At 67.5% G+C, this 18691-nt stretch carries 19 protein-coding genes and 1 pseudogene; 15 read left to right on the top strand and 5 right to left on the bottom strand.

The window, feature by feature from the left end:
* The first annotated feature begins 340 nt into the window (after positions 1-340).
* Both NM962_04240 and NM962_04235 read left to right on the top strand, forming a co-directional pair.
* Positions 341-1255: a helix-turn-helix domain-containing protein gene (locus NM962_04240; GenBank protein ID UVO13350.1), complete on the top strand. Its 915-nt coding sequence runs from the start codon at positions 341-343 to the stop codon at positions 1253-1255.
* The gene (locus tag NM962_04235) at positions 1252-3471 is read left to right on the top strand and encodes an acyl-CoA dehydrogenase (GenBank protein UVO13349.1); all 2220 of its coding nucleotides are present in this window, start codon (positions 1252-1254) and stop codon (positions 3469-3471) included. The genes NM962_04240 and NM962_04235 overlap by 4 nt, the downstream gene beginning before the upstream one ends.
* Positions 3472-3526: 55 nt before the next feature.
* On the opposite strand, the gene NM962_04230 is transcribed toward NM962_04235, so the two are convergent.
* Together NM962_04230 and NM962_04225 are read right to left on the bottom strand one after the other, a co-directional pair.
* Positions 3527-5104, bottom strand: coding sequence for an acyl-CoA synthetase (locus NM962_04230; GenBank protein ID UVO14543.1), 1578 nt, complete (start codon positions 5102-5104; stop codon positions 3527-3529).
* A 59-nt stretch (positions 5105-5163) separates the two neighbouring features.
* Positions 5164-5334 (bottom strand): hypothetical protein, encoded by a 171-nt coding sequence (locus NM962_04225; protein ID UVO14939.1) that lies wholly within the window; start codon positions 5332-5334, stop codon positions 5164-5166.
* Here NM962_04225 and NM962_04220 point away from each other — a divergent pair.
* Positions 5267-5482: pseudogene (locus NM962_04220) on the top strand (hypothetical protein). The gene NM962_04225 and the pseudogene NM962_04220 overlap by 68 nt on opposite strands.
* On the opposite strand, the gene mftR reads toward NM962_04220, so the two are convergent.
* Positions 5395-5991 (bottom strand): mycofactocin system transcriptional regulator, encoded by a 597-nt coding sequence (gene mftR, locus NM962_04215; protein ID UVO13348.1) that lies wholly within the window; start codon positions 5989-5991, stop codon positions 5395-5397. The pseudogene NM962_04220 and the gene mftR overlap by 88 nt on opposite strands.
* Positions 5992-6096: 105 nt before the next feature.
* Here mftR and mftA point away from each other — a divergent pair, with 105 nt between their 5' ends.
* The 7 genes from mftA (at position 6097) to mftG (ending at position 12688) form a co-directional block, all read left to right on the top strand.
* Positions 6097-6192, top strand: coding sequence for a mycofactocin precursor MftA (gene mftA, locus NM962_04210; GenBank protein UVO13347.1), 96 nt, complete (start codon positions 6097-6099; stop codon positions 6190-6192).
* Between the two features lie 2 nt (positions 6193-6194).
* Positions 6195-6500 (top strand): mycofactocin biosynthesis chaperone MftB, encoded by a 306-nt coding sequence (gene mftB / locus NM962_04205; GenBank protein UVO13346.1) that lies wholly within the window; start codon positions 6195-6197, stop codon positions 6498-6500.
* A complete protein-coding gene (gene mftC, locus NM962_04200) occupies positions 6497-7690 on the top strand; it encodes a mycofactocin radical SAM maturase (GenBank protein UVO13345.1) in 1194 nt (397 codons plus the stop codon). Before mftB ends, mftC begins: the two co-directional genes overlap by 4 nt.
* A 2-nt stretch (positions 7691-7692) precedes the next feature.
* Complete coding sequence (gene mftD, locus NM962_04195; GenBank protein UVO13344.1) at positions 7693-8883, top strand: mycofactocin biosynthesis FMN-dependent deaminase MftD; 1191 nt, start codon at positions 7693-7695, stop codon at positions 8881-8883.
* A gap of 194 nt (positions 8884-9077) precedes the next feature.
* Positions 9078-9824, top strand: coding sequence for a mycofactocin biosynthesis peptidyl-dipeptidase MftE (gene mftE / locus NM962_04190; protein UVO13343.1), 747 nt, complete (start codon positions 9078-9080; stop codon positions 9822-9824).
* Positions 9821-11233, top strand: a complete 1413-nt coding sequence (gene mftF / locus NM962_04185) for a mycofactocin biosynthesis glycosyltransferase MftF (protein ID UVO13342.1) — start codon at positions 9821-9823, stop codon at positions 11231-11233. The genes mftE and mftF overlap by 4 nt, the downstream gene beginning before the upstream one ends.
* A gap of 6 nt (positions 11234-11239) precedes the next feature.
* Positions 11240-12688, top strand: a complete 1449-nt coding sequence (gene mftG, locus NM962_04180; GenBank protein ID UVO13341.1) for a mycofactocin system GMC family oxidoreductase MftG — start codon at positions 11240-11242, stop codon at positions 12686-12688.
* Here mftG and NM962_04175 read toward each other — a convergent pair.
* Positions 12670-13923 carry a cytochrome P450 gene (locus NM962_04175; protein ID UVO13340.1) on the bottom strand — a complete coding sequence of 418 codons (1254 nt, stop codon included), beginning with the start codon at positions 13921-13923 and terminating at the stop codon, positions 12670-12672. The two genes, mftG and NM962_04175, sit on opposite strands and share 19 nt — an antisense overlap.
* A gap of 115 nt (positions 13924-14038) precedes the next feature.
* Between NM962_04175 and NM962_04170 the strand changes: the two genes are divergently transcribed.
* Positions 14039-15691 (top strand): carboxylesterase family protein, encoded by a 1653-nt coding sequence (locus NM962_04170; protein ID UVO13339.1) that lies wholly within the window; start codon positions 14039-14041, stop codon positions 15689-15691.
* A gap of 122 nt (positions 15692-15813) precedes the next feature.
* Here NM962_04170 and NM962_04165 read toward each other — a convergent pair whose 3' ends face one another.
* Complete coding sequence (locus NM962_04165) at positions 15814-16287, bottom strand: DUF4442 domain-containing protein (GenBank protein ID UVO13338.1); 474 nt, start codon at positions 16285-16287, stop codon at positions 15814-15816.
* Between the two features lie 462 nt (positions 16288-16749).
* Between NM962_04165 and rpsJ the strand changes: the two genes are divergently transcribed.
* From rpsJ to rplW, 4 genes are read left to right on the top strand one after another with little or no spacing between them, the layout of a single operon-like run.
* Positions 16750-17055 (top strand): 30S ribosomal protein S10, encoded by a 306-nt coding sequence (rpsJ, locus tag NM962_04160; protein ID UVO13337.1) that lies wholly within the window; start codon positions 16750-16752, stop codon positions 17053-17055.
* 14 nt (positions 17056-17069) lie between these two features.
* Positions 17070-17723: a 50S ribosomal protein L3 gene (gene rplC / locus NM962_04155; GenBank protein ID UVO13336.1), complete on the top strand. Its 654-nt coding sequence runs from the start codon at positions 17070-17072 to the stop codon at positions 17721-17723.
* Positions 17723-18376 (top strand): 50S ribosomal protein L4, encoded by a 654-nt coding sequence (rplD, locus tag NM962_04150; protein UVO13335.1) that lies wholly within the window; start codon positions 17723-17725, stop codon positions 18374-18376. The genes rplC and rplD overlap by 1 nt, the downstream gene beginning before the upstream one ends.
* The gene (gene rplW / locus NM962_04145) at positions 18376-18678 is read left to right on the top strand and encodes a 50S ribosomal protein L23 (GenBank protein ID UVO13334.1); all 303 of its coding nucleotides are present in this window, start codon (positions 18376-18378) and stop codon (positions 18676-18678) included. The genes rplD and rplW overlap by 1 nt, the downstream gene beginning before the upstream one ends.
* Positions 18679-18691 lie beyond the last annotated feature (13 nt).

Genomic DNA, 18691 nt, shown 5'->3' with positions numbered 1-18691 from the left:
CTGACGGCGGGTGAAGCGACTCCGATCAGCGCTACTGATGCCATGGCAAGCGCGAAAATCGGGATCGTGGCGCAGTGGCGTGGCAGTCGACTCATTGCCGTCCTCATCTCTGCGTTCATCTTGAACGGCTGGCGGGGTAGCTGCCCACCTTAGTCGTGCGTAATCCGATCTATCGGCGGATCGCCAGAAGATGGTCCATCTGCTCATCGACGACGAGGAGCTTGCGACGCCGACTCGATGGCCCTGCCGGATGGGCTGTGTCGGATCTTGCAGGCCGAGCGGTCGGCTGAGGTCCGCCGCAGCTTGCGGGTGTCGACTATTCGACGTACTTTTCGAAAGTATGACGGCAGCGATCGACGAAGGTGGCACCGCCCGCCCGGTCTCCTCGCCGCCGACCGAGCGGGTGATGCGGGTCCTTGAGTTGCTGGCCGCCGACCCGGAACGGCATTTTTCCCTCTCGGAGATCTCGCAGACCCTGAGCATCAGTCATGGCACTTGCCACGCCATCCTGTCCACTCTGGCCAGCCGGCAGTGGCTGGTGCGGGATCGGCGCTCCGGTGGATATTCCTGGGGCCCGGCCTTGGCCGCGCTAGCCCGCCCGGTCAATAAACAAGCGTTCCGGCCGGAGCTGCAGCGGCTTTTCGACGCGGTCGGCAGGCAGGTCATCCTCGGCGTTCGCCAGGGTGCGACGGTGGTGGTGACCGACTCGGTGGGAGAGTCGATCGCCGGGCTGCAGTTGGGAGCCGGATTCCGGATGCCGCTGGTGGCCCCGTTCGGGCGCGAGTTCATTGCCGGCGTGGGCGAGAACGTCAAGAAGGAATGGCTGAGTGGGCTGGGCGCACCGCCGCCGCGGTTGCGGCGACGGTTGGCCGCGGTGCTCGACGAGGTCGGCCGGCGCGGTTACGCGATCGATCGGATGAGCCGCGAATACGTCCGGGTGTACTCGGCGCTGCAGGCGCTGGCGGCCGACGGCGAGGCCGATGAGATCACCGCGCGACTGGCCACGGCCTTCGCCGATCTCACCGAGGTCGACTACCTGCCCGACGAACTCGTTGGCGCCGAGCATCATCCGATCGCCAGCGTCTCGGCCCCAGTTCGCGACATCGACGGCACGGTCGCGATGTCGGTGGGAGTCGCCCCCTTCGCAACCCTGACCCCCGCGGAGGTCGCCGATCTCGGTGTCGCCGTGCGAGAGACCGCCGCGCGTATCCAATCGCAGAGGACTGCACGTGGAGAACATGAGGAGAGCTCGTGAGCGTGACGCTCAGCGTCGAACAACGCCAACTCGGCGAGTCGTTGCGGCAGTTCGCCGCCCGGCACGCGCCGATGACCGATACCCGCAAGGCCTTCGATGCGCTGGCGAACGGAGAATTGCCGCCCTGGTGGGATGACCTGGTCGCTAACGGATTTCACGCGATTCACCTGCCCGAACAGTGCGGCGGACAGGGCGGCGGCCTGCTTGACGTCGCTGCGGTCCTAGAGGCCGCAGGCACCGTATCCCTGCCTGGGCCGCTCTTGCCGACGGTGACCGCGGGAGCGATCGGTTTGCTCGCCGAGGCCACGCCGCCGCGGGCGGACTATCTGCGTGCCCTTGCCGCCGGTGCACCGGCCACCGTCGTGCTCGCCGGCCAGTCGGATTTCACCGCGCGACGAGCTGACGACGGCTGGCTGATCAACGGTGTCTCCGAGGTGATCTCGGGGGCGCGGTCGGCCCGACTCGTGCTGGTCTGTGCGCGCTGTGACGACGGTACCGACCTCTGGGCCGTGGTCGACACCGCCCGGGCGGCGATCCAGCCGGTAGCCGGCACCGACCTGCTCACCGACCTGGCCACGATCACCCTGGCTGATTACTCGGCGAGCACCGGCGCCGTGCTGGCCGGTATCGAGACCGAACGCGCGGAGTACCTCGCCGTCGGGCTGGCCGCAGCGGTGTGCGCCGGCATCGCCGGGTGGTGCGTCGAGGCGGCCACCGCTCATCTGCACACCCGAGAACAGTTCGGGGTGCGCATCGGCACCTTCCAGGCCTTGCAGCACCAGGCGGCAATGCTTCTGGTCAGCTCCGAATTGGCATGCGCCGCAGCCTGGGACGCGCTGCGCGCCGTCACCGACCCCGTGGAGCAGCAGCGCATCGCCGCCGCCACCGCAGCCCTGACGGCGGTCGCACCGTGTCCGGACATGGTGTTCGACACCCTGACCATGTTCGGCGCTATCGGATTCACCTGGGAGCACGATCTGCACCTGTACTGGCGCCGCGCCACCAGCATCGCCGCTTCTATCGGCGCTGCCACCGACTGGGCTCGTCGGCTCGGCGATCTGGCCGTCGCCCAGCAGCGGGACTTCACCGTCGATCTCGGCGGCGCGGAAGCCGAGTTCCGGTCGGGTGTCGCCGCGACGCTCGATGCCGCCGCGACACTGGCCAACGACGGTCCGGGCCGCCAAGGCGACTACCCGCATTTCGAAACGGGCCCGCAGCGCACGATGATCGCCGACGCCGGACTGATCGCCCCGCAGTGGCCGGCACCCTGGGGCCGCGATGCCTCGGCACTGCAGCAGCTGATCATCATCGAGGAGTTTGCCAAACGACCCGGCCTGGTCCGGCCGTCACTGGGGATCGCCGAATGGATCCTGCCGTCACTGGTGCGGGCCGCTCCTGATGCACTGCAGCAGCGGCTGATTCCACCGACCCAGCGCGGCGAACTCGCTTGGTGCCAGCTGTTTTCCGAGCCCGGCGCCGGCTCTGACCTGGCGTCGCTGACCACCCGTGCGGTCAAGATCGACGGCGGATGGCGCATCAACGGTCACAAGATCTGGACATCGGCGGCGCAGCGCGCCGACTACGGCGCCCTGCTGGCCCGTACCGACCCCACGGCGGCCAAGCATCGCGGAATCGGCTACTTCATCGTGGACATGCGCTCGCCGGGGATCGAGATCCAGCCGATTGTGATGGCCACCGGCGCTGCGGAATTCAACGAGGTGTTCCTCGCCGACGTCTTCGTACCCGATGAGATGCTGCTCGGGGAGCCCACCGAAGGCTGGCAGCTGGCGATCGCCACCATGGCCGAGGAGCGCACTGCCATCAGTGGATATGTCGAGAACGACCGGGCTGTCGCGCTGCGGGCCATCGCCGCGGCGCCGGGCCGATCGCGCGGCGATGCGCTGCGCGCGCTGGGCGAACTCGACGCCTATGCCAACGCGATCAGGGCGCTCGGGGTACGCGAGACCATCAGGCTGTTGGATGGCGAGGGCTTGGGGGCGTCGTCGAGCATCGCGAAAGTGGCGATGAACGTGCTGTTGCGTCGCACCTTCCACGCGACATTGGCGACAGTCGGGCGATTGGCGATGGTCGCCGATTCCGAACCGGCCGTCGTCGAGCCGTATCTGTTGTCGCCGGCCGAGTTGATCGGTGGCGGTACCAAGGAAATTCAGCTGAACATCATTGCGCAGATGATTCTCGGCCTGCCCCGCAAATGAGATAGCGGACACCTCGCACCTGGGCGAGAACCGGCGACGTGAACGCCCGCGTTGGTCAGCCCTGCTCGGCCTGTTCGCGCGCCCATCGGTAGTCGGCTTTGCCGGCCGGGCTGCGCACGATCGTCGACCGGAACACGACCGCCTTGGGCAGCTTGTAGCGGGCCAGCGAGCCGCCGGCATGCTCGATGAGCTCGGCGGCCGTGACGGCGGCATCCTCGGCGAGGGCCACCACGGCTACCACCTCCTGGCCCCAGCGTTCACTCGGCCGACTAGCGACCACCACGTCGACGACGCCCGGATGTGAGGCGAGGGCCGTCTCGACTTCCTCGGCGAAGATCTTCTCCCCGCCGGAGTTGATCGTCACCGAATCGCGGCCGAGCAGCTCGATCGATCCGTCGTCCAGGTGCCGCGCCCGGTCGCCGGGAACGGCGAAGCGCGCCCCGTCGATCACCGGGAACGTCGCTGCGGTCTTGGCGGCATCGCCCTTGTAGCCCAAGGGGACATAGCCGCGCTGACCGAGCCAGCCCAGGCCGTCGTGGCCGGGTTGCAGGACGGTCACAAGGTCCTCTGCCACCACGCAGGTGTCCGGCCCACCGGCGAAGGTTCCGGTGGAGACGGCACCCGAGGTCGACATGTGACGCATCTGGGCGCCGGTCTCCGACGATCCGACCCCGTCGATCACCATGGCGCCGGGCAGGGTCTCGACGATCTGCTGCTTGACGTAGGGGGTCAACAGGGCTCCGCCGTTGGCCACCACCAGCAGCGACGACACATCGGCATTGCCCTTGCGGATCGCATCCAGCAGCGGCCGGGCCATGGCGTCGCCCACCACGGTCACCGACAGCACTTTCTCCCGCTCAATGGCGCGTACCACGTCGTCGGCGTCGAAATGGTCCACAACGGAAGGGAAAACCAGAGTTTGGCCGGTGTTGATCGCGGTCATCACCGCCCACTGGGCGGCGCCGTGGATCAGCGGCGGCAGGATCATCAGCTTGACGCCGGGGTTCTCCCGGACCGGCCCCACGATGTCATCGATGGAGCTGACCTCTTCGGCGGTCATCAGGTTGCGGCCGCCGAACGAGCCCATGAAGATGTCGTGCTGACGCCAGAGCACGCCCTTGGGCATCCCGGTGGTGCCACCGGTGTAGAGCACATACAGATCGTCAGGCGAGGGCTGCACCGGAGGCGGTTCCGGCGAGCTGTCCGCCAGCACCGTCTCGTAGTCGACCGCCCCGTCGAGTAGGGCGTTGCCGGAGTCGTCGGCAATCTGGATGAGCACTTTGAGCTGGGGGAGATCGGGGAGCACCTCGGCCAGGGTCGGGGCGAACGCGGCGTGGTACACCAGCGCGGTGGCGCCGGAATCGGCTAGCAGGTAAGCCAATTCATTGCGCACGTAGCGGTAGTTGACGTTGAACGGCGCCACCCGGGCCCGGAAACAGCCCAGCAGGGTCTCGACGAACTCGTTGCCGTTGTAGGCGTAGATCCCCAGGAGATCCTGGCCGGTCTCGTGTTGAGACAGGTCGGACCGCGGCGTGTGACATCCCAGGCCGCGGGAGTGCAGGTAGGACGCCAGCCGGTTGGACCGCTCGAGGATCTGCGCATAGGTGTAGCGCCGGTCGCCCTGGACGATCATGTCGCGGTGGGGAATTGCCGCGGCCACCGCGTCGATGACCTCTGGAACAGTGAACTGGGTCAGGGGTGCCACGTGTGCATCAGCTCCTCTGTGGTGGTGATCGTCGCCAGCACGGACAGTGTGTTGTCGATGATGGCAGCACCGTACTCGGCGGGGACACCGGCCACCGCGTCGCGGGGCCAGCACATCGCGACCTTGATCCCCGACGAATGGCTGGAACCGGCAGCCACCGGGTCAGCGCCTCGTTGCGCCGAGCGCATTCACCGGGAGTTCGACTGCGGCGCCGACGCTCAGTCCAGGCCACCACGGATCGCGTCGAACGCCTCGCCAAGAACCTGTGGCAACACCAGCGACTCATCGCCCAGCCACCGTTCGTAAGCGCTGAGAGCCACCCCCAGCATCATCCAGGCCACCGTCTGCGGCCGCAGGTCAGCGGGGTCCAGACCCGCCCGCCGTGCCACGAACTCCGCGATGACGTTGCGCCAGCCGGCGTACATCGTCATCGAGTAGGCCTGGAGCTCATCGGTCTGCAGGATCACCCGCATCCGCCGGCGGTGGCGCGCGGTCTCGCTCTCGCCGAACGTGTTGAATGCCAACAGCGCCGCACGCAGGGAGTCGCCGAGTGGCGCCCCGGGCTCGATACCGTCCAGCAGTTCCCGTAGGTGGTGGAGGTGCGCGTCGAAGTCGCCCCACGGGATGGCATTCTTCGAGGCGTAGTACCGGAATACCGTGCGACGGCCGATACCGGCGGCCTGCGCCACGTCATCAACGCTCACCTCGCCGAATCCGCGGGCGGCGAACAGGTCGATCGCCACGTCGGTGATGTGCTGCGGAGTGGTGGAGCGACGCCGCCCAGCGCGGGGGTGCGGATCCGGCGTACCGCCCATCTGACAGCCCCACTTCCTTTACGGCACTCGATGCCATATTCTGTCCGAGATTGTGACCGACACGACAGTCCGTTGTCGAACCCCCATGTGAGAAAGGCTCGCGTCATGGACCAGAACCAGCAGAACGACACCAATGCCGAGATCGTCACCGAGACCCTGGTCGAAGAGGTGTCCATCGACGGCATGTGCGGCGTTTACTGACCATGCCGGAGGTCGCCGTGCAGTCGGAGACAACAGCATTCGACCCCGACCGCGGCTGGGAGCTGCACCCGCAGGTGGCGCTCCGCCCGGAGCCGTTTGGTGCGCTGCTGTACCACTTCGGCACCCGTAAGTTGTCGTTCCTGAAGAACCGCACCATCGTCGAGGTGGTGCGGTCTCTTCCGGACCACGACGATGTCCGATCCGCCTGCCGCGCAGCCGGAGTCGACGATGCCGACCAGGGTCCGTACCTGCACGCACTGCGCGTACTGGCGGATTCGAAGATGCTGATGCCCAGGGAGGGCCAATGACATCCGTGGCACCGGTGCCCCGGCTTATCGAACAGTTTGAGCACGGGCTTGACGCGCCGATCTGCCTGACGTGGGAGCTGACCTACGCCTGCAACCTGGCGTGTGTGCACTGCCTGTCCTCGTCGGGCAAGCGAGACCCGCGTGAGCTGTCCACGCAGCAATGCAAGGACATCATCGACGAGCTGGAACGCATGCAGGTGTTCTACGTCAACATCGGTGGCGGGGAACCCACTGTGCGCTCGGACTTTTGGGAACTGGTGGACTACGCCACCGAGCACCACGTCGGCGTGAAGTTCTCCACCAACGGTCTGCGAATCACCCCCGAGGTGGCGGCCAAGCTGGCGGCCAGTGACTACGTGGACGTCCAGATCTCCCTGGACGGTGCCACCGCAGAGGTCAACGACCCGATCCGCGGCCCCGGCTCGTTCGATATGGCGATCCGGGCGCTGGAGAACCTGGCCGCGGCGGGATTCTCCGATGCCAAGATCTCGGTCGTCGCGACCCGCCACAACATCGACCAGCTTGACGACTTCGCCGCGTTGGCCAGCCGTTACGGGGCCACGTTGCGCATCACCCGGTTGCGGCCGTCGGGGCGAGGCGCCGACGTGTGGGACGACCTGCACCCGACCGCCGACCAGCAGGTCCAGCTCTACGACTGGCTGGTGGCCAACGGGGAACGGGTGCTCACCGGTGACTCCTTCTTCCACCTGTCCGGACTGGGCGCGCCCGGCGCGCTGGCCGGGCTGAACATGTGTGGCGCCGGACGGGTGGTGTGCCTAATCGACCCCGTCGGTGATGTCTACGCCTGTCCATTCGCCATCCACGACCGTTTCTTGGCCGGAAACGTGCTGTCCGACTCGGGATTTGGGACGGGCTTCGGTAACGTCTGGAGGAACGCTCCGCTGTTTCGTGAACTCCGGGAGCCGCAGTCCGCCGGCGCCTGCGGAAGCTGCGGCCACTACGACAGCTGCCGCGGCGGCTGTATGGCCGCAAAGTTCTTCACCGGGCTGCCGCTGGATGGACCCGACCCGGAATGCGTCCAGGGCTACGGCGCACCCGCGCTGGCCGCCGATCGCACCAAGCCCCGCCCGGCCGCGGACCATTCCCGCGGCAAACCGATCACCACTGTGGTGCCGTTGACGCTGTCCATGCGCCCGCCGGCCCGCCTCTGCAATGAAAGTCCAATCTGATAATGGCTCGCGATATCTGGTTCGAAACCGTTGCTATTGCCCAGGAACGAGCCAAAAAGCGGCTCCCGAAGTCTGCTTACTCCTCGCTGATCTCGGCCAGTGAAAAGGGCCTGACGGTCGGCGACAATGTGGCGGCGTTCAGCGAACTGGGATTCGCCCCGCATGTTGTGGGTGCGCCGGCCAGTCGCGAACTGTCAACAACGGTTATGGGGCAAGAGATCTCGATGCCGGTGATGATCTCGCCGACCGGGGTGCAGGCGGTCGACCCGGATGGCGAGGTAGCCGTCGCGCGAGCGGCGGCGGCGCGCGGCACCGCGATGGGTCTCTCGTCGTTTGCCAGCAAGCCGATGGAAGAGGTCATCGCGGCCAACCCCAAGACCTTCTTTCAGATCTACTGGCTGGGCGGACGCGACGCGATTGCCGAGCGGGTGGAGCGTGCCCGGGCGGCCGGGGCCGTCGGGATGATCGCCACCACCGACTGGAGCTTCTCGCACGGGCGGGACTGGGGCAGCCCCACCATCCCGGAGAAGATGGACCTCAAGACCATGGTCAAGATGATGCCGGAGGCTCTCACCAGGCCGGGATGGTTCCTGCGGTGGGCCAAGACCATGCGTCCGCCGAGCCTGCGGGTGCCCAACCAAGCAGGCCGCGGTGAGGCCGGGCCGCCGTTCTTCCAGGCCTATGGGGAATGGATGGGTACCCCACCGCCCACCTGGGAAGACATCGCCTGGCTGCGTGAGCTGTGGGGCGGGCCGTTCATGCTCAAAGGCGTGATGCGGGTGGACGATGCGAAACGTGCTGTGGATGCCGGTGTTTCGGCGATCTCAGTCTCCAATCACGGCGGCAACAACCTGGACGGCACCCCGGCGGCGATCCGGGCTCTCCCGGCCATCGCCGAGGCTGTGGGCGACCAGATCGAGGTGTTGCTGGACGGTGGCATCCGGCGGGGTGGTGACGTCGTCAAGGCGGTGGCGCTAGGAGCCCGTGCCGTGATGATCGGACGCGCCTACCTGTGGGGGCTGGGCGCCGCCGGACAGTCCGGGGTGGAGAACGTCTTGGACATCCTTCGGAGCGGCATCGACTCGGCCCTGATGGGCCTCGGCCGGGCCTCGGTGCACGACCTGTCGACGGACGACATCCTGATTCCGGCCGGATTCACCCGGGCGCTGGGCGTGCCCGCCGCCGAGGCTTAGTCGGACGGCGGCGGTCCGGGGCTCGTCGGAGGAGCGTGCCCACCTGCCAAATCAGGGTCAGTCCTGATACGCCCGTGGCGGACGGGACTGCCGTGATCACACGGGCGTTTTCCGGGCCCCGGGGCGAAAAAATTACGTCGGTCGTACTTGTCAACAACTGGTGTACGACAGGTGAATTCGCTTACCATCGTCCGATGGCGGTTGGCGGCGGGCTCGGTAGTTCGACCTGGAGCGAGCTGCAGAACCGGCTACAGAGCCAGTTGCCGGGACGGGGGATGATGCTTCTGGTCCCGGTGGGGTCGACTGAGCAACACGGCCCGCACCTGCCGCTGGACACCGATACCCGGGTCGCGCAGGCGCTCGCCCAGGAGCTGGCCGAGCGCTCGGCGGGGGCCGGGCCGGCGCAGGGCTGGGCGGTCGCGCCGGCCATCGCCTACGGGGCCAGTGGCGAGCATCAGAGCTTTGCCGGAACCATCTCGATCGGCACCGACGCGCTGATCCAACTTTTGCTGGAGTACGGCCGCTCCGCCTGCTGCTGGGCGCAGCGGGTGGTTTTTATCAACGGCCACGGCGGCAATGTGCCCGCGTTAATCGAGGCGGTAGGCCGGCTGCGGTTCGAAGGTCGCGACGTGGCGTGGTTTCCGTGCGCTGTCCCGGGTGCCGACGCCCATGCCGGTCACACTGAAACCTCTCTGTTGCTGCATCTTTCGCCGGACAGTGTGAGGTTCGACCGGGCGCTGCCGGGCAACAGCGCGCCATTGGCGCAGTTGCTGCCCGCGATGCGCGATGGCGGTGTTGCTGCGGTGAGCGCCGTCGGGGTGCTGGGGGACCCGACCACCGCCACCGCCGGAGAAGGGCGACGACTCTTCGGCGAGATGACCGCGGCCGGCCTGGCGGCCCTCGGCGGCTGGGCGCCCGGGCCCGACGGGATGCTGCGATGACCGCGGCCCGGCTGCCGGACGGTTTCGCCGTGCAGGTCGACCGGAAGGTGCGGGTCCTGGGGCGGGGCTCCACGCTTCTGGGCGGTTCACCGACCCGGCTGCTGCGGTTGGCGCCGGCCGCCCAGGGGATGTTGTCCGATGGCCGGTTGGAGGTACGCGACGCCGTCAGCGCACAACTGGCCCGTACCCTGCTCGACGCCACCGTTGCCCACCCCCGACCCGCAGGCGGGCCATCGTATCGAGACGTGACGGTGGTTATCCCGGTGCGAGACAACATCGTCGGACTACAACGGCTGGTGGCGGCACTGCGCGGCCTGCGTGTCGTAGTGGTGGACGACGGATCGCAGGTCCCGATCCGCCAAGAGGATCTGACCGCTGCGCACTGCTGCGAGGTGCAGGTGCTGCGCCACCAAGAGAACCGGGGACCGGCGGCCGCGCGTAACACCGGGTTGATGGCCTGCACGACAGATTTCGTGGCGTTCCTGGATTCCGACGTGGTGCCGCGCCGGGGCTGGCTGGAGGCACTGCTGGGGCACTTCTGTGACCCGGCCGTGGCCCTGGTCGCCCCCCGCATCGTCGGTATGGCCGACAGCGGACACCTGGTCGCGCGGTACGAGGCCATCCGTTCGTCGCTGGACCTGGGCGGCTGCGAGGCACCGGTGGTGCCTTACGGCAAGGTCGCCTACGTCCCCAGTGCGGCGATCATCTGCCGCTCCAGCACGCTACGGGAGCTGGGCGGCTTCGACGAGGCGCTGCATTCGGGCGAAGACGTCGACCTGTGCTGGCGGTTGGTGGACGCGGGCAGCAGGCTGCGCTATGAGCCGATTGCGCAGGTCGCCCACGATCATCGGATAGAGCTGCGGGATTGGGTGGCGCGCAAGGCTTTTTACGGGGGTTCGGCGGCGCCGCTGTCCGCCCGTCATCCCGACAAAGCCGCGCCCATGGTGATCTCGGGTTGGGCGCTGGCGGGCTGGGCGCTGATGGCGCTCGGCTCGGCGTTGGGCTATCTGGTCTCGTTGGCGATCGCCGCGATGACCGGACACCGGGTTGCCCGGTCCATGCGCGGCCCGGACACCGCGCCGGCAGACGTGCTGATGGTGACGCTGCGCGGACTGGCGAGCGCCGGGCTGCAGCTCGCCTCGGCGCTGTGCCGGCACTACTGGCCGGTCGCTCTGCTGGCCGCGTGCGTGTCACAGCGATGCCGCAGGGCGCTACTGTTGGCGGCGGTCGCCGACGGGGTGGTGGACTGGCTGCGGCACGCGCGCAGTGAAGACGATTCCCGACCCCTGGGGCTGCCGGCCTATCTGCTGCTCAAGCGAGTCGACGATCTGGCATACGGCGCCGGCCTGTGGACCGGGGTGGTGCGCGAACGCAATATTGCCGCACTCAAGCCGCAGATTCGCAGCTAGGCCGCCTTGACCGTTCCGGTGGTACACAGCGATGCGTTGGTTGTGGGGGCTGGAAGCGCGGGATCGATTGTCGCGGCCATGCTCTCGTCGGATCCTTCGTACACCGTCACGGTGGTCGAATCAGGCCTAGGCCTGGAGGATCCCGTCTTGGCCGCCCAGACCGCCGACGCGCTGACGTTGCCGATCGGCCCGGCCAGCCGGCTGGTACGTCGGTATCGCGCCGAGCTAATCAGCAGAGCCGACAATGCGCTGACGATCGTGCGGGGTGCGACCGTCGGAGGCTCCGGCGCGGTCAACGGGGGGTACTTCTGCCGGGGGCTCCCGGCAGACTTCGCCGGCTACCCCGCGGGTTGGGCGTGGCCGCAACTGCTGGAGTCCTTTCGGGCCGTCGAGACCGACCTTGACTTCCAGGGCCCCCAACACGGTGACTCGGGCCCGATACCGGTTCGTCGTGCCCATGAAATATGCGATAGCACAAAGCGATTCAATGATGCGGTGCAGCGAGCAGGGTTTGGTTGGATCGACGACCTCAACGACGCGACGCAGACGACGCAGCCCGGCGGGGGAGCGGTGCCGCTTAACGTCACCGCCGACGGTGTGCGTACCGGACCGGGTATCGCATACCTGCGTCCGGCGCTGTCGCGGGACAACCTCACGGTGCTCACACAGACGCGAGCGGTACGCGTTGCCGTTGAAGCCGATCGGGCTATCGCAGTCGAGGCGATCGGTGAGCAGGGGCCCATCACGCTGACGGCGGATCGAATAGTGTTGTGCGCCGGGGCGATCGGATCAGCACATCTGTTGATGCTGTCCGGCGTCGGTGAGGAGAAGATGCTGCGCGATGCGGGTGTCGCGGTAAGGGCGGCGCTTCCCGTCGGCGCGCACTGTGCGGATCACCCGGAATGGCTGGTGGCAGCAGAATGGCCAGGCGCGCCGCGCCGCGCCGTGCTGGAGACCGTGCTGCATTATGAGGACTTGGAGATCCGGCCCTACACAGCCGGTTTCGCCACAATGGTCGGCGAGACCGACACACCCGATCAGCCGCAGATCGGAGTGGCGCTGATGACTCCGCGAGCTCGCGGCCGGATTAGCCTGATCTCGGCGGATCCGCGGGTAGCGCCTCGCATCGAACACCGCTATGACACCGAGCCCGAAGATCTGGCGGCGCTGCGCCGCGGGGTGGACCTGGTCAAGCAGATACTGGCGTTGAGAGGCGTTGGCGCAGAACCGCGCTGGTCGACGTCACAGCACCTGTGCGGTAGCGCGCCGATCGGAGCCGACGGCGACCAGGAGGCGGTGCTAGACGCGCAGTGTCGGGTGCGTGGCATCGACGGGCTGTGGGTGATCGACGGCTCGGCGCTGCCCCGGATCACCAGTCGCGGGCCGCACGCGACGATCGCGATGCTCGCGCACCGAGCCGTGACAATGCTGTCAGGTCAGGACCGCAGCCGGTAGCGGATCGGCAAGTGCTTGAGGCCGCCGACGAACGTCGTCGATACCAACTGCGGCTCGCCGGCCAGTTCGATGTCTTCCAGACGCGGCAACAAAGCGCTGAAGAAGCTGCTGATCTCCATGCGCGCCAAGGCCGAACCCACGCAGAAGTGCACGCCGTGACCGAACGCCAGATGCTTGTTCGGGTCGCGGCCGACGTCGAACGCGAACGGGTCATCGAACACGTCCTCGTCGCGGTTGGCCGAAACGTAGGACAGATAGACCGATTCGCCCTCGGCGATCGGCACGCCGCGCACCTCGGTATCCGCGGTGGCGGTGCGCATGAACTCCTTGACCGGCGTCACCCAGCGGATGATCTCCTCGACCGCAGTCGGCATCAGGCGCAGGTCGGAGCGGAGCCGCTCACGCTGATCGGGGTGTTCGACAAGCGCGCGCAGGCCGCCACTGATCGCTGCGCTGGTGGTGTCGTGGCCGGCGGTGGCGATGATGACGTAGTAGGAAGCGGTGTCCACATCCGACAGTGGTGCGCCGTCGATGGTCGCATTGGCGATCGTGGAGGCCAGGTCCTCGGTGGGTTGGGCTCGCCGCGCCGCGGTCAGCGCCCCGAAGTAGGAGAAGAAGTCGAGCAGCACCGGCAGCTGCTCCTCGGGAGTCAAGCCGCGGCGGTACTCCTCGTCGTCGCCGCCGAACAGTTCCTGGGTCAGCCGCAGCATGCGGCCGAAGTCCGTCTCCGGCAGGCCCAGCAGCGACATGATGACGAACAGCGGGTAGTTGACCGCGACCTCCTGGACGAAGTCGCACTCCGGGCCGAGTTGCACCATCTTCTCGACGTATTGCTGGGCGAGCTCGTCAATGCGGGTCTTGAGCATTCGCATCGCCTTGGGGCGGAACCAATCTGAGACGATTGTGCGCATCTTGTGGTGTTGCGGATCGTCCATGTGGATCAGGGTCCGCAGACCCATCCCGGACTCCAACAGCGAGCGCTGCAGGTCGTCGGCGTCGGCGGGCGCCAGCACGGCACGCGGCGCGTTGATCCACAGTTGGTTGTCGCGTTCGATCTCCATGATGTCGGCGTGCCGGGTGATGGCCCAGAACGGCCGGTAGGGCCGATGGTCGACCAGGGACACCGGTGCGTGTGCGCGCAGATGGGTCAGGGCCGCGTGCAGCCGAGGTTCGTCGGCATAGGCGCGTGGGTCGACGAATACCTGCGCGGCCTGGTCGATGATCGGTGTGCTCATACCCGGCTCCTCGTGGATATTTTTTGACACGTGTCAGGTTTGGGCCCAGTGTTGCGGATCGCCGGCGGTCGTGGCGGCGCTTTGGTTTGATTGCCCCCGATTAGGCTCTTCGGTCATGTCGATCGGATCGTGCCGGTGGGGTCGCCGGGTAGGCGCCGTTGTCTTGGCGCTGACTGCGGTGTTGGCGGGTGGGTGTGCGCGCTCGGACGGGGCGGCGTCGCACCCGAGCGTGGGGCCCCGGGCGGTCGCGCTCAACGACGATGTGGTGCGGACCGGCTCTGGTCTGCTGAGGGGGACCGTCGGGCCGGATCACCGGCTGTTTCAAGGGATCCCGTACGCCGCGCCGCCGGTCGGCCCGCTGCGGTGGCAACGCCCGGCGCCGATGCCGGCGTGGCCGGGTGTGCGTGACGCGGTCAGACGTGGACCCTGGTGCATCCAGCCCGACGCCGCCGACGTCGATCCGATCAGCGAGGACTGCCTGACGCTCAACGTCTGGACGCCCACCGGCTCGGCCGCCGAACCGCTACCGGTCATGGTGTGGATCCATGGCGGCAGTTTCATGCGGGGGGCCGGCGACATCTACCACGCGCAACGGCTTGCGGTCCGCGGACGCATCGTCGTCGTCACGATCAACTACCGGCTGGGGGCGCTCGGCTTCCTGGCCGACCCGGCGCTGGGGGACCCCGGCAACTACGGGCTGGCCGACCAGCAGGCGGCCCTGCGTTGGGTTCGCGACAATATCGACGAATTTGGCGGCGACCCAGACAAAGTGACGATCGCCGGTGAATCCGCCGGTGGTATGTCGGTCTGCGACCACCTGGCCGCCCCGGACTCGGCTGGCCTGTTCCGGGCCGCCATCATCCAGAGCGGACCGTGCCAGGCCCAGGTCGAGGTGCCCGAGGCGCAGCGGATCAGCCGCGAATACACCGAATCCCTGGGGTGTGGCGAGCGGGCGACGGCGCCGCAGGACCCTGACGAGCAGACTGCATCGTGTCTGCGGGCGCTGCCGCCCGACCGGTTGGCCAAGCCGCTGTGGTACTCGCGGTTCGGTACTGACCACCTCAGCGGGCCGGTGGTCGGCGGCGCGCTGCTGCCCGAGGATCCGGTGCGGTTATTCCGAGAATCCCCGGCAGGGGGCGGACCCGCGGGCAAGCCGGTGCTGCTGGGGGTCAACCATGACGAGTTCACCATGTTCGTCGCGCTGCGGTATCTGCGCGTCGGACAGGAGATCACCGCCGCGGAATACCCCGACGAGCTGGCTGACACCTTCGGTCGCGACTCCGCCGCCGCGGTGGCGGAACACTATCCGCCGGGCCGGTTCGACGGCAGCGTCTCGCTGGCCTACGCGGCCGCTGCCACTGACGACATCTTCGCCTGCGTGGCGGACCGGATGGCCCGCGGCCTGGCCGGTGGCGCGCCCGTCTACGGCTACGAATTCGACGACCCGCACGCACCGGCCCCGGAGTTGTACGACCAGGTGCCGTTCCCGATCGGCGCCACCCATTCGCTGGAGATGCGCTATCTCTTCGACATCGGCGGTGCCCCGCCGCTGGACCCCGCCCAGCGCCGGCTGTCCGACCAGATGATCGAGTACTGGGCCGGGTTCGTGGTCACCGGTGCGCCGATCGCCGTCGACCAACCCGACTGGCCCGCGATCGGAACCGGACCCGACCGGCGGTGGATGTCGCTGCGCACGGACGGCAGCCGGATCATCACCGACTACGCCGCCGAGCACCAGTGCGACTTTTGGGCGACCCTGCGCGGTTGACCCGCGACCCCGTGCTCCTCGCCGAGCGTGAAGTCATCTTCACGTTCGGCGCTCGAGTGTGAAGCCATCTTCACGCTCGCGACAGAGAAACGGCGCGGGGGAGCGGGCCGGCCCGCCCGTGATCAGGCCGGCGTCACCCACGTGGTGATATCGGCGTGCACCACCTCGACACCGGCCTTGTCGGTGATGCTGACCGGCACCACCACCTCGGTGCCTTCGGTGATCGAACGGAAGTCCGGTGGGTCCAGCCGGGCTGTCGCCCGCAACGACGTCGTCGCCTTGGCGAGGTAAGCCACATTCATCGCCTTGGGGATCCAGCGGTGGGTGCGCGGCACGGTGGCCTCCATCAACATCCCCATCGCGACTTCGGCCGCATTGCAGGACGCGATCGCGTGCACGGTGTGCAGGTGGTTGTAGACGAACGGCCACTTGGGCACCAGCACCTCGGCCAGGCCGGGCTCCATCCGGACCACATGCGGCAGCACCGAGGCGAAGTAGGGCACCCGGGCCATCGCCGCGGCCGAGAACAGTCGGGTGCCGCCGGGGATGCCCGCCAGGCGTCGCCATATTTGATAGGTACTGGTCGATCCGGTCACAATGACCTACCTTACCGACAAGTAAGATGGGCTGCCGGGCGGCTCCACGGCTGCCGGTTCCAAGCGCCGAAAGCGCTATCGCTGGGTTGATGCCGCGGTTCCAGCGTCGCCTCTCCTTCGTCGAGCCTCGCTAAACCGCGGGGATTTGGCCGCTGACCCGATCTGGGGCATACTATTCAGGTTCGCCTGCGCCGGGGTTGCCCCTGGCTGGGCATACGACCAGCGCCCACCCGGGCGTATCCGGTCCCATTCTCGCTGTACGGAGCTTTTTCACCGTGCACGAGGCCGTGTGCGGGCGACACGCCCGACCGCGGGGACCGGTGGACCAGGACAGGTAAACAGCGGCGGCAGCGCCCAGCGCAGTGTCGATACCGGACTCTCGGGTCCGAAAAGGTAGCGACGAGCTGGGGCACGAAGGGTTCGAAAAACGGACCCCCTTTGCAGGAGTGAGGTAGCAGAAGCGTGGCGGGACAAAAGATCCGCATCAGGCTCAAGGCCTACGACCACGAGGCGATTGACGCCTCGGCGCGCAAGATCGTTGAGACGGTCACTCGTACCGGTGCGTCCGTAGTCGGCCCGGTGCCGCTGCCGACCGAAAAGAACGTGTATTGCGTTATCCGGTCCCCGCACAAGTACAAGGACTCGCGGGAGCACTTCGAGATGCGCACCCACAAGCGGCTGATCGACATCCTCGATCCCACGCCGAAGACCGTTGACGCTTTGATGCGCATCGATCTGCCGGCCAGCGTCGACGTAAACATCCAGTAGGAGCACCGAAAACCATGGCACGCAAAGGTATTTTGGGTACCAAACTGGGCATGACGCAGGTGTTCGACGAGAACAACAAGGTCGTGCCGGTCACGGTCGTCAAGGCCGGACCCAACGTGGTGACCCGCATCCGTACCCCCGAGCGCGACGGCTACAGCGCCGTGCAGCTCGCCTACGGCGAGATCAGCCCCCGCAAGGTGAACAAGCCGGTCACCGGTCAGTACGCCGCCGCGGGTGTGAACCCCCGCCGTCACCTCGCCGAGCTGCGACTCGACGACGAGGCCGCCGCAGGCGCGTACGAGGTCGGCCAGGAGCTGACCGCTGAAATCTTCCAAGATGGCAGCTACGTCGATGTCACCGGAACCTCCAAGGGCAAGGGCTACGCCGGCACCATGAAGCGGCACGGCTTCCGCGGCCAGGGCGCCGGTCACGGCGCCCAGGCAGTGCACCGCCGGCCGGGCTCGATCGGTGGCTGCTCGACCCCCGGCCGGGTGTTCAAGGGCACCCGGATGTCGGGCCGGATGGGCAACGACCGCGTGACCACTCAGAACCTGGTGGTGCACAAGGTTGACGCCGAGAACGGTGTGCTGTTGATCAAGGGCGCCATTCCGGGCCGCAATGGTGGGCTGGTTCTGGTCCGCAGCGCGATCAAAAAGGGTGAGAAGTAATGGCCGGCATCAAGATTGACGTCAAGACTCCGGACGGCAAGAAGAGTGGCTCGGTTGAGCTGCCCGCGGAGCTGTTCGACGCTCCCGCCAACATCGCGCTCATGCACCAGGTGGTGATCGCTCAGTTGGCCGCGGCCCGTCAGGGTACGCACTCCACCAAGACCCGCGGTGAGGTCAGCGGCGGTGGCCGTAAGCCTTACCGGCAGAAGGGAACCGGCCGGGCCCGTCAGGGCTCGACCCGGGCGCCGCAGTTCACCGGTGGTGGCGTGGTGCACGGCCCCAAGCCGCGCGACTACAGCCAGCGCACCCCGAAGAAGATGATCGCCGCCGCCCTGCGCGGAGCGTTGTCGGACCGGGCCCGCAACGGCCGGATCCACGCGGTCACCGAGCTGGTGAGCGGACAGACCCCGTCGACCAAGGACGCCAAGACGTTCCTGGGTTCGATCACTGACCGCAAGCAGGTGCTGGTGGTCATCGGCCGGGCCGACGAGACGGGCGCCAAGAGCGTGCGCAACCTGCCGGGTGTGCACATCCTGTCCCCGGACCAGCTCAACACCCACGATGTGCTGCGTGCCGACGACGTGGTGTTCAGCGTCGAGGCGCTGAACTCCTACATCGAGGCTCACACCACCACTCAGGAGGTTTCGGCCTGATGGCGACCATCCCCGACCCCCGCGACATCATCCTCGCGCCGGTCATCTCCGAGAAGTCCTACGGGCTGATCGAGAACAACGTGTACACGTTCGTGGTGCACCCCGACACGAACAAGACGCAGATCAAGATCGCGATCGAGAAGATCTTCGCGGTCAAGGTGGCGTCGGTGAACACCGCGAACCGGCCGGGTAAGCGCAAGCGGTCCAAGACCGGCTACGGCAAGCGCAAAGACACCAAGCGCGCCATTGTGACCCTGGCGCCCGGCAGCAAGCCGATCGACCTGTTCGCCGCACCGGCCTGACCGGCGTGAGAGA

Source organism: Mycobacterium sp. SVM_VP21 (genome assembly GCA_024758765.1).
Taxonomy (GTDB): Bacteria; Actinomycetota; Actinomycetes; order Mycobacteriales; family Mycobacteriaceae; genus Mycobacterium; species Mycobacterium heraklionense_C.
Note: the sequence above shows the minus strand (reverse complement) of the source record. Positions and strands in the feature narration are given on the sequence as shown.

Excerpts from the sequence above, each read along its gene's own strand:
- mftB (UVO13346.1), top strand. The coding sequence starts at position 6,195 with ATGCCGGAGGTCGCCGTGCAGTCGGAGACAACAGCATTCGACCCCGAC.
- mftE (UVO13343.1), top strand. The coding sequence starts at position 9,078 with ATGGCGGTTGGCGGCGGGCTCGGTAGTTCGACCTGGAGCGAGCTGCAG.
- rplW (UVO13334.1), top strand. The coding sequence starts at position 18,376 with ATGGCGACCATCCCCGACCCCCGCGACATCATCCTCGCGCCGGTCATC.
- mftC (UVO13345.1), top strand. The coding sequence starts at position 6,497 with ATGACATCCGTGGCACCGGTGCCCCGGCTTATCGAACAGTTTGAGCAC.
- NM962_04175 (UVO13340.1), bottom strand. The coding sequence starts at position 13,923 with ATGAGCACACCGATCATCGACCAGGCCGCGCAGGTATTCGTCGACCCA.
- NM962_04230 (UVO14543.1), bottom strand. The coding sequence starts at position 5,104 with ATGATCGTCCAGGGCGACCGGCGCTACACCTATGCGCAGATCCTCGAG.
- NM962_04170 (UVO13339.1), top strand. The coding sequence starts at position 14,039 with ATGTCGATCGGATCGTGCCGGTGGGGTCGCCGGGTAGGCGCCGTTGTC.
- rplC (UVO13336.1), top strand. The coding sequence starts at position 17,070 with ATGGCACGCAAAGGTATTTTGGGTACCAAACTGGGCATGACGCAGGTG.
- NM962_04240 (UVO13350.1), top strand. The coding sequence starts at position 341 with ATGACGGCAGCGATCGACGAAGGTGGCACCGCCCGCCCGGTCTCCTCG.
- mftD (UVO13344.1), top strand. The coding sequence starts at position 7,693 with ATGGCTCGCGATATCTGGTTCGAAACCGTTGCTATTGCCCAGGAACGA.
- mftA (UVO13347.1), top strand. The coding sequence starts at position 6,097 with ATGGACCAGAACCAGCAGAACGACACCAATGCCGAGATCGTCACCGAG.
- rplD (UVO13335.1), top strand. The coding sequence starts at position 17,723 with ATGGCCGGCATCAAGATTGACGTCAAGACTCCGGACGGCAAGAAGAGT.
- mftF (UVO13342.1), top strand. The coding sequence starts at position 9,821 with ATGACCGCGGCCCGGCTGCCGGACGGTTTCGCCGTGCAGGTCGACCGG.
- mftR (UVO13348.1), bottom strand. The coding sequence starts at position 5,991 with ATGGGCGGTACGCCGGATCCGCACCCCCGCGCTGGGCGGCGTCGCTCC.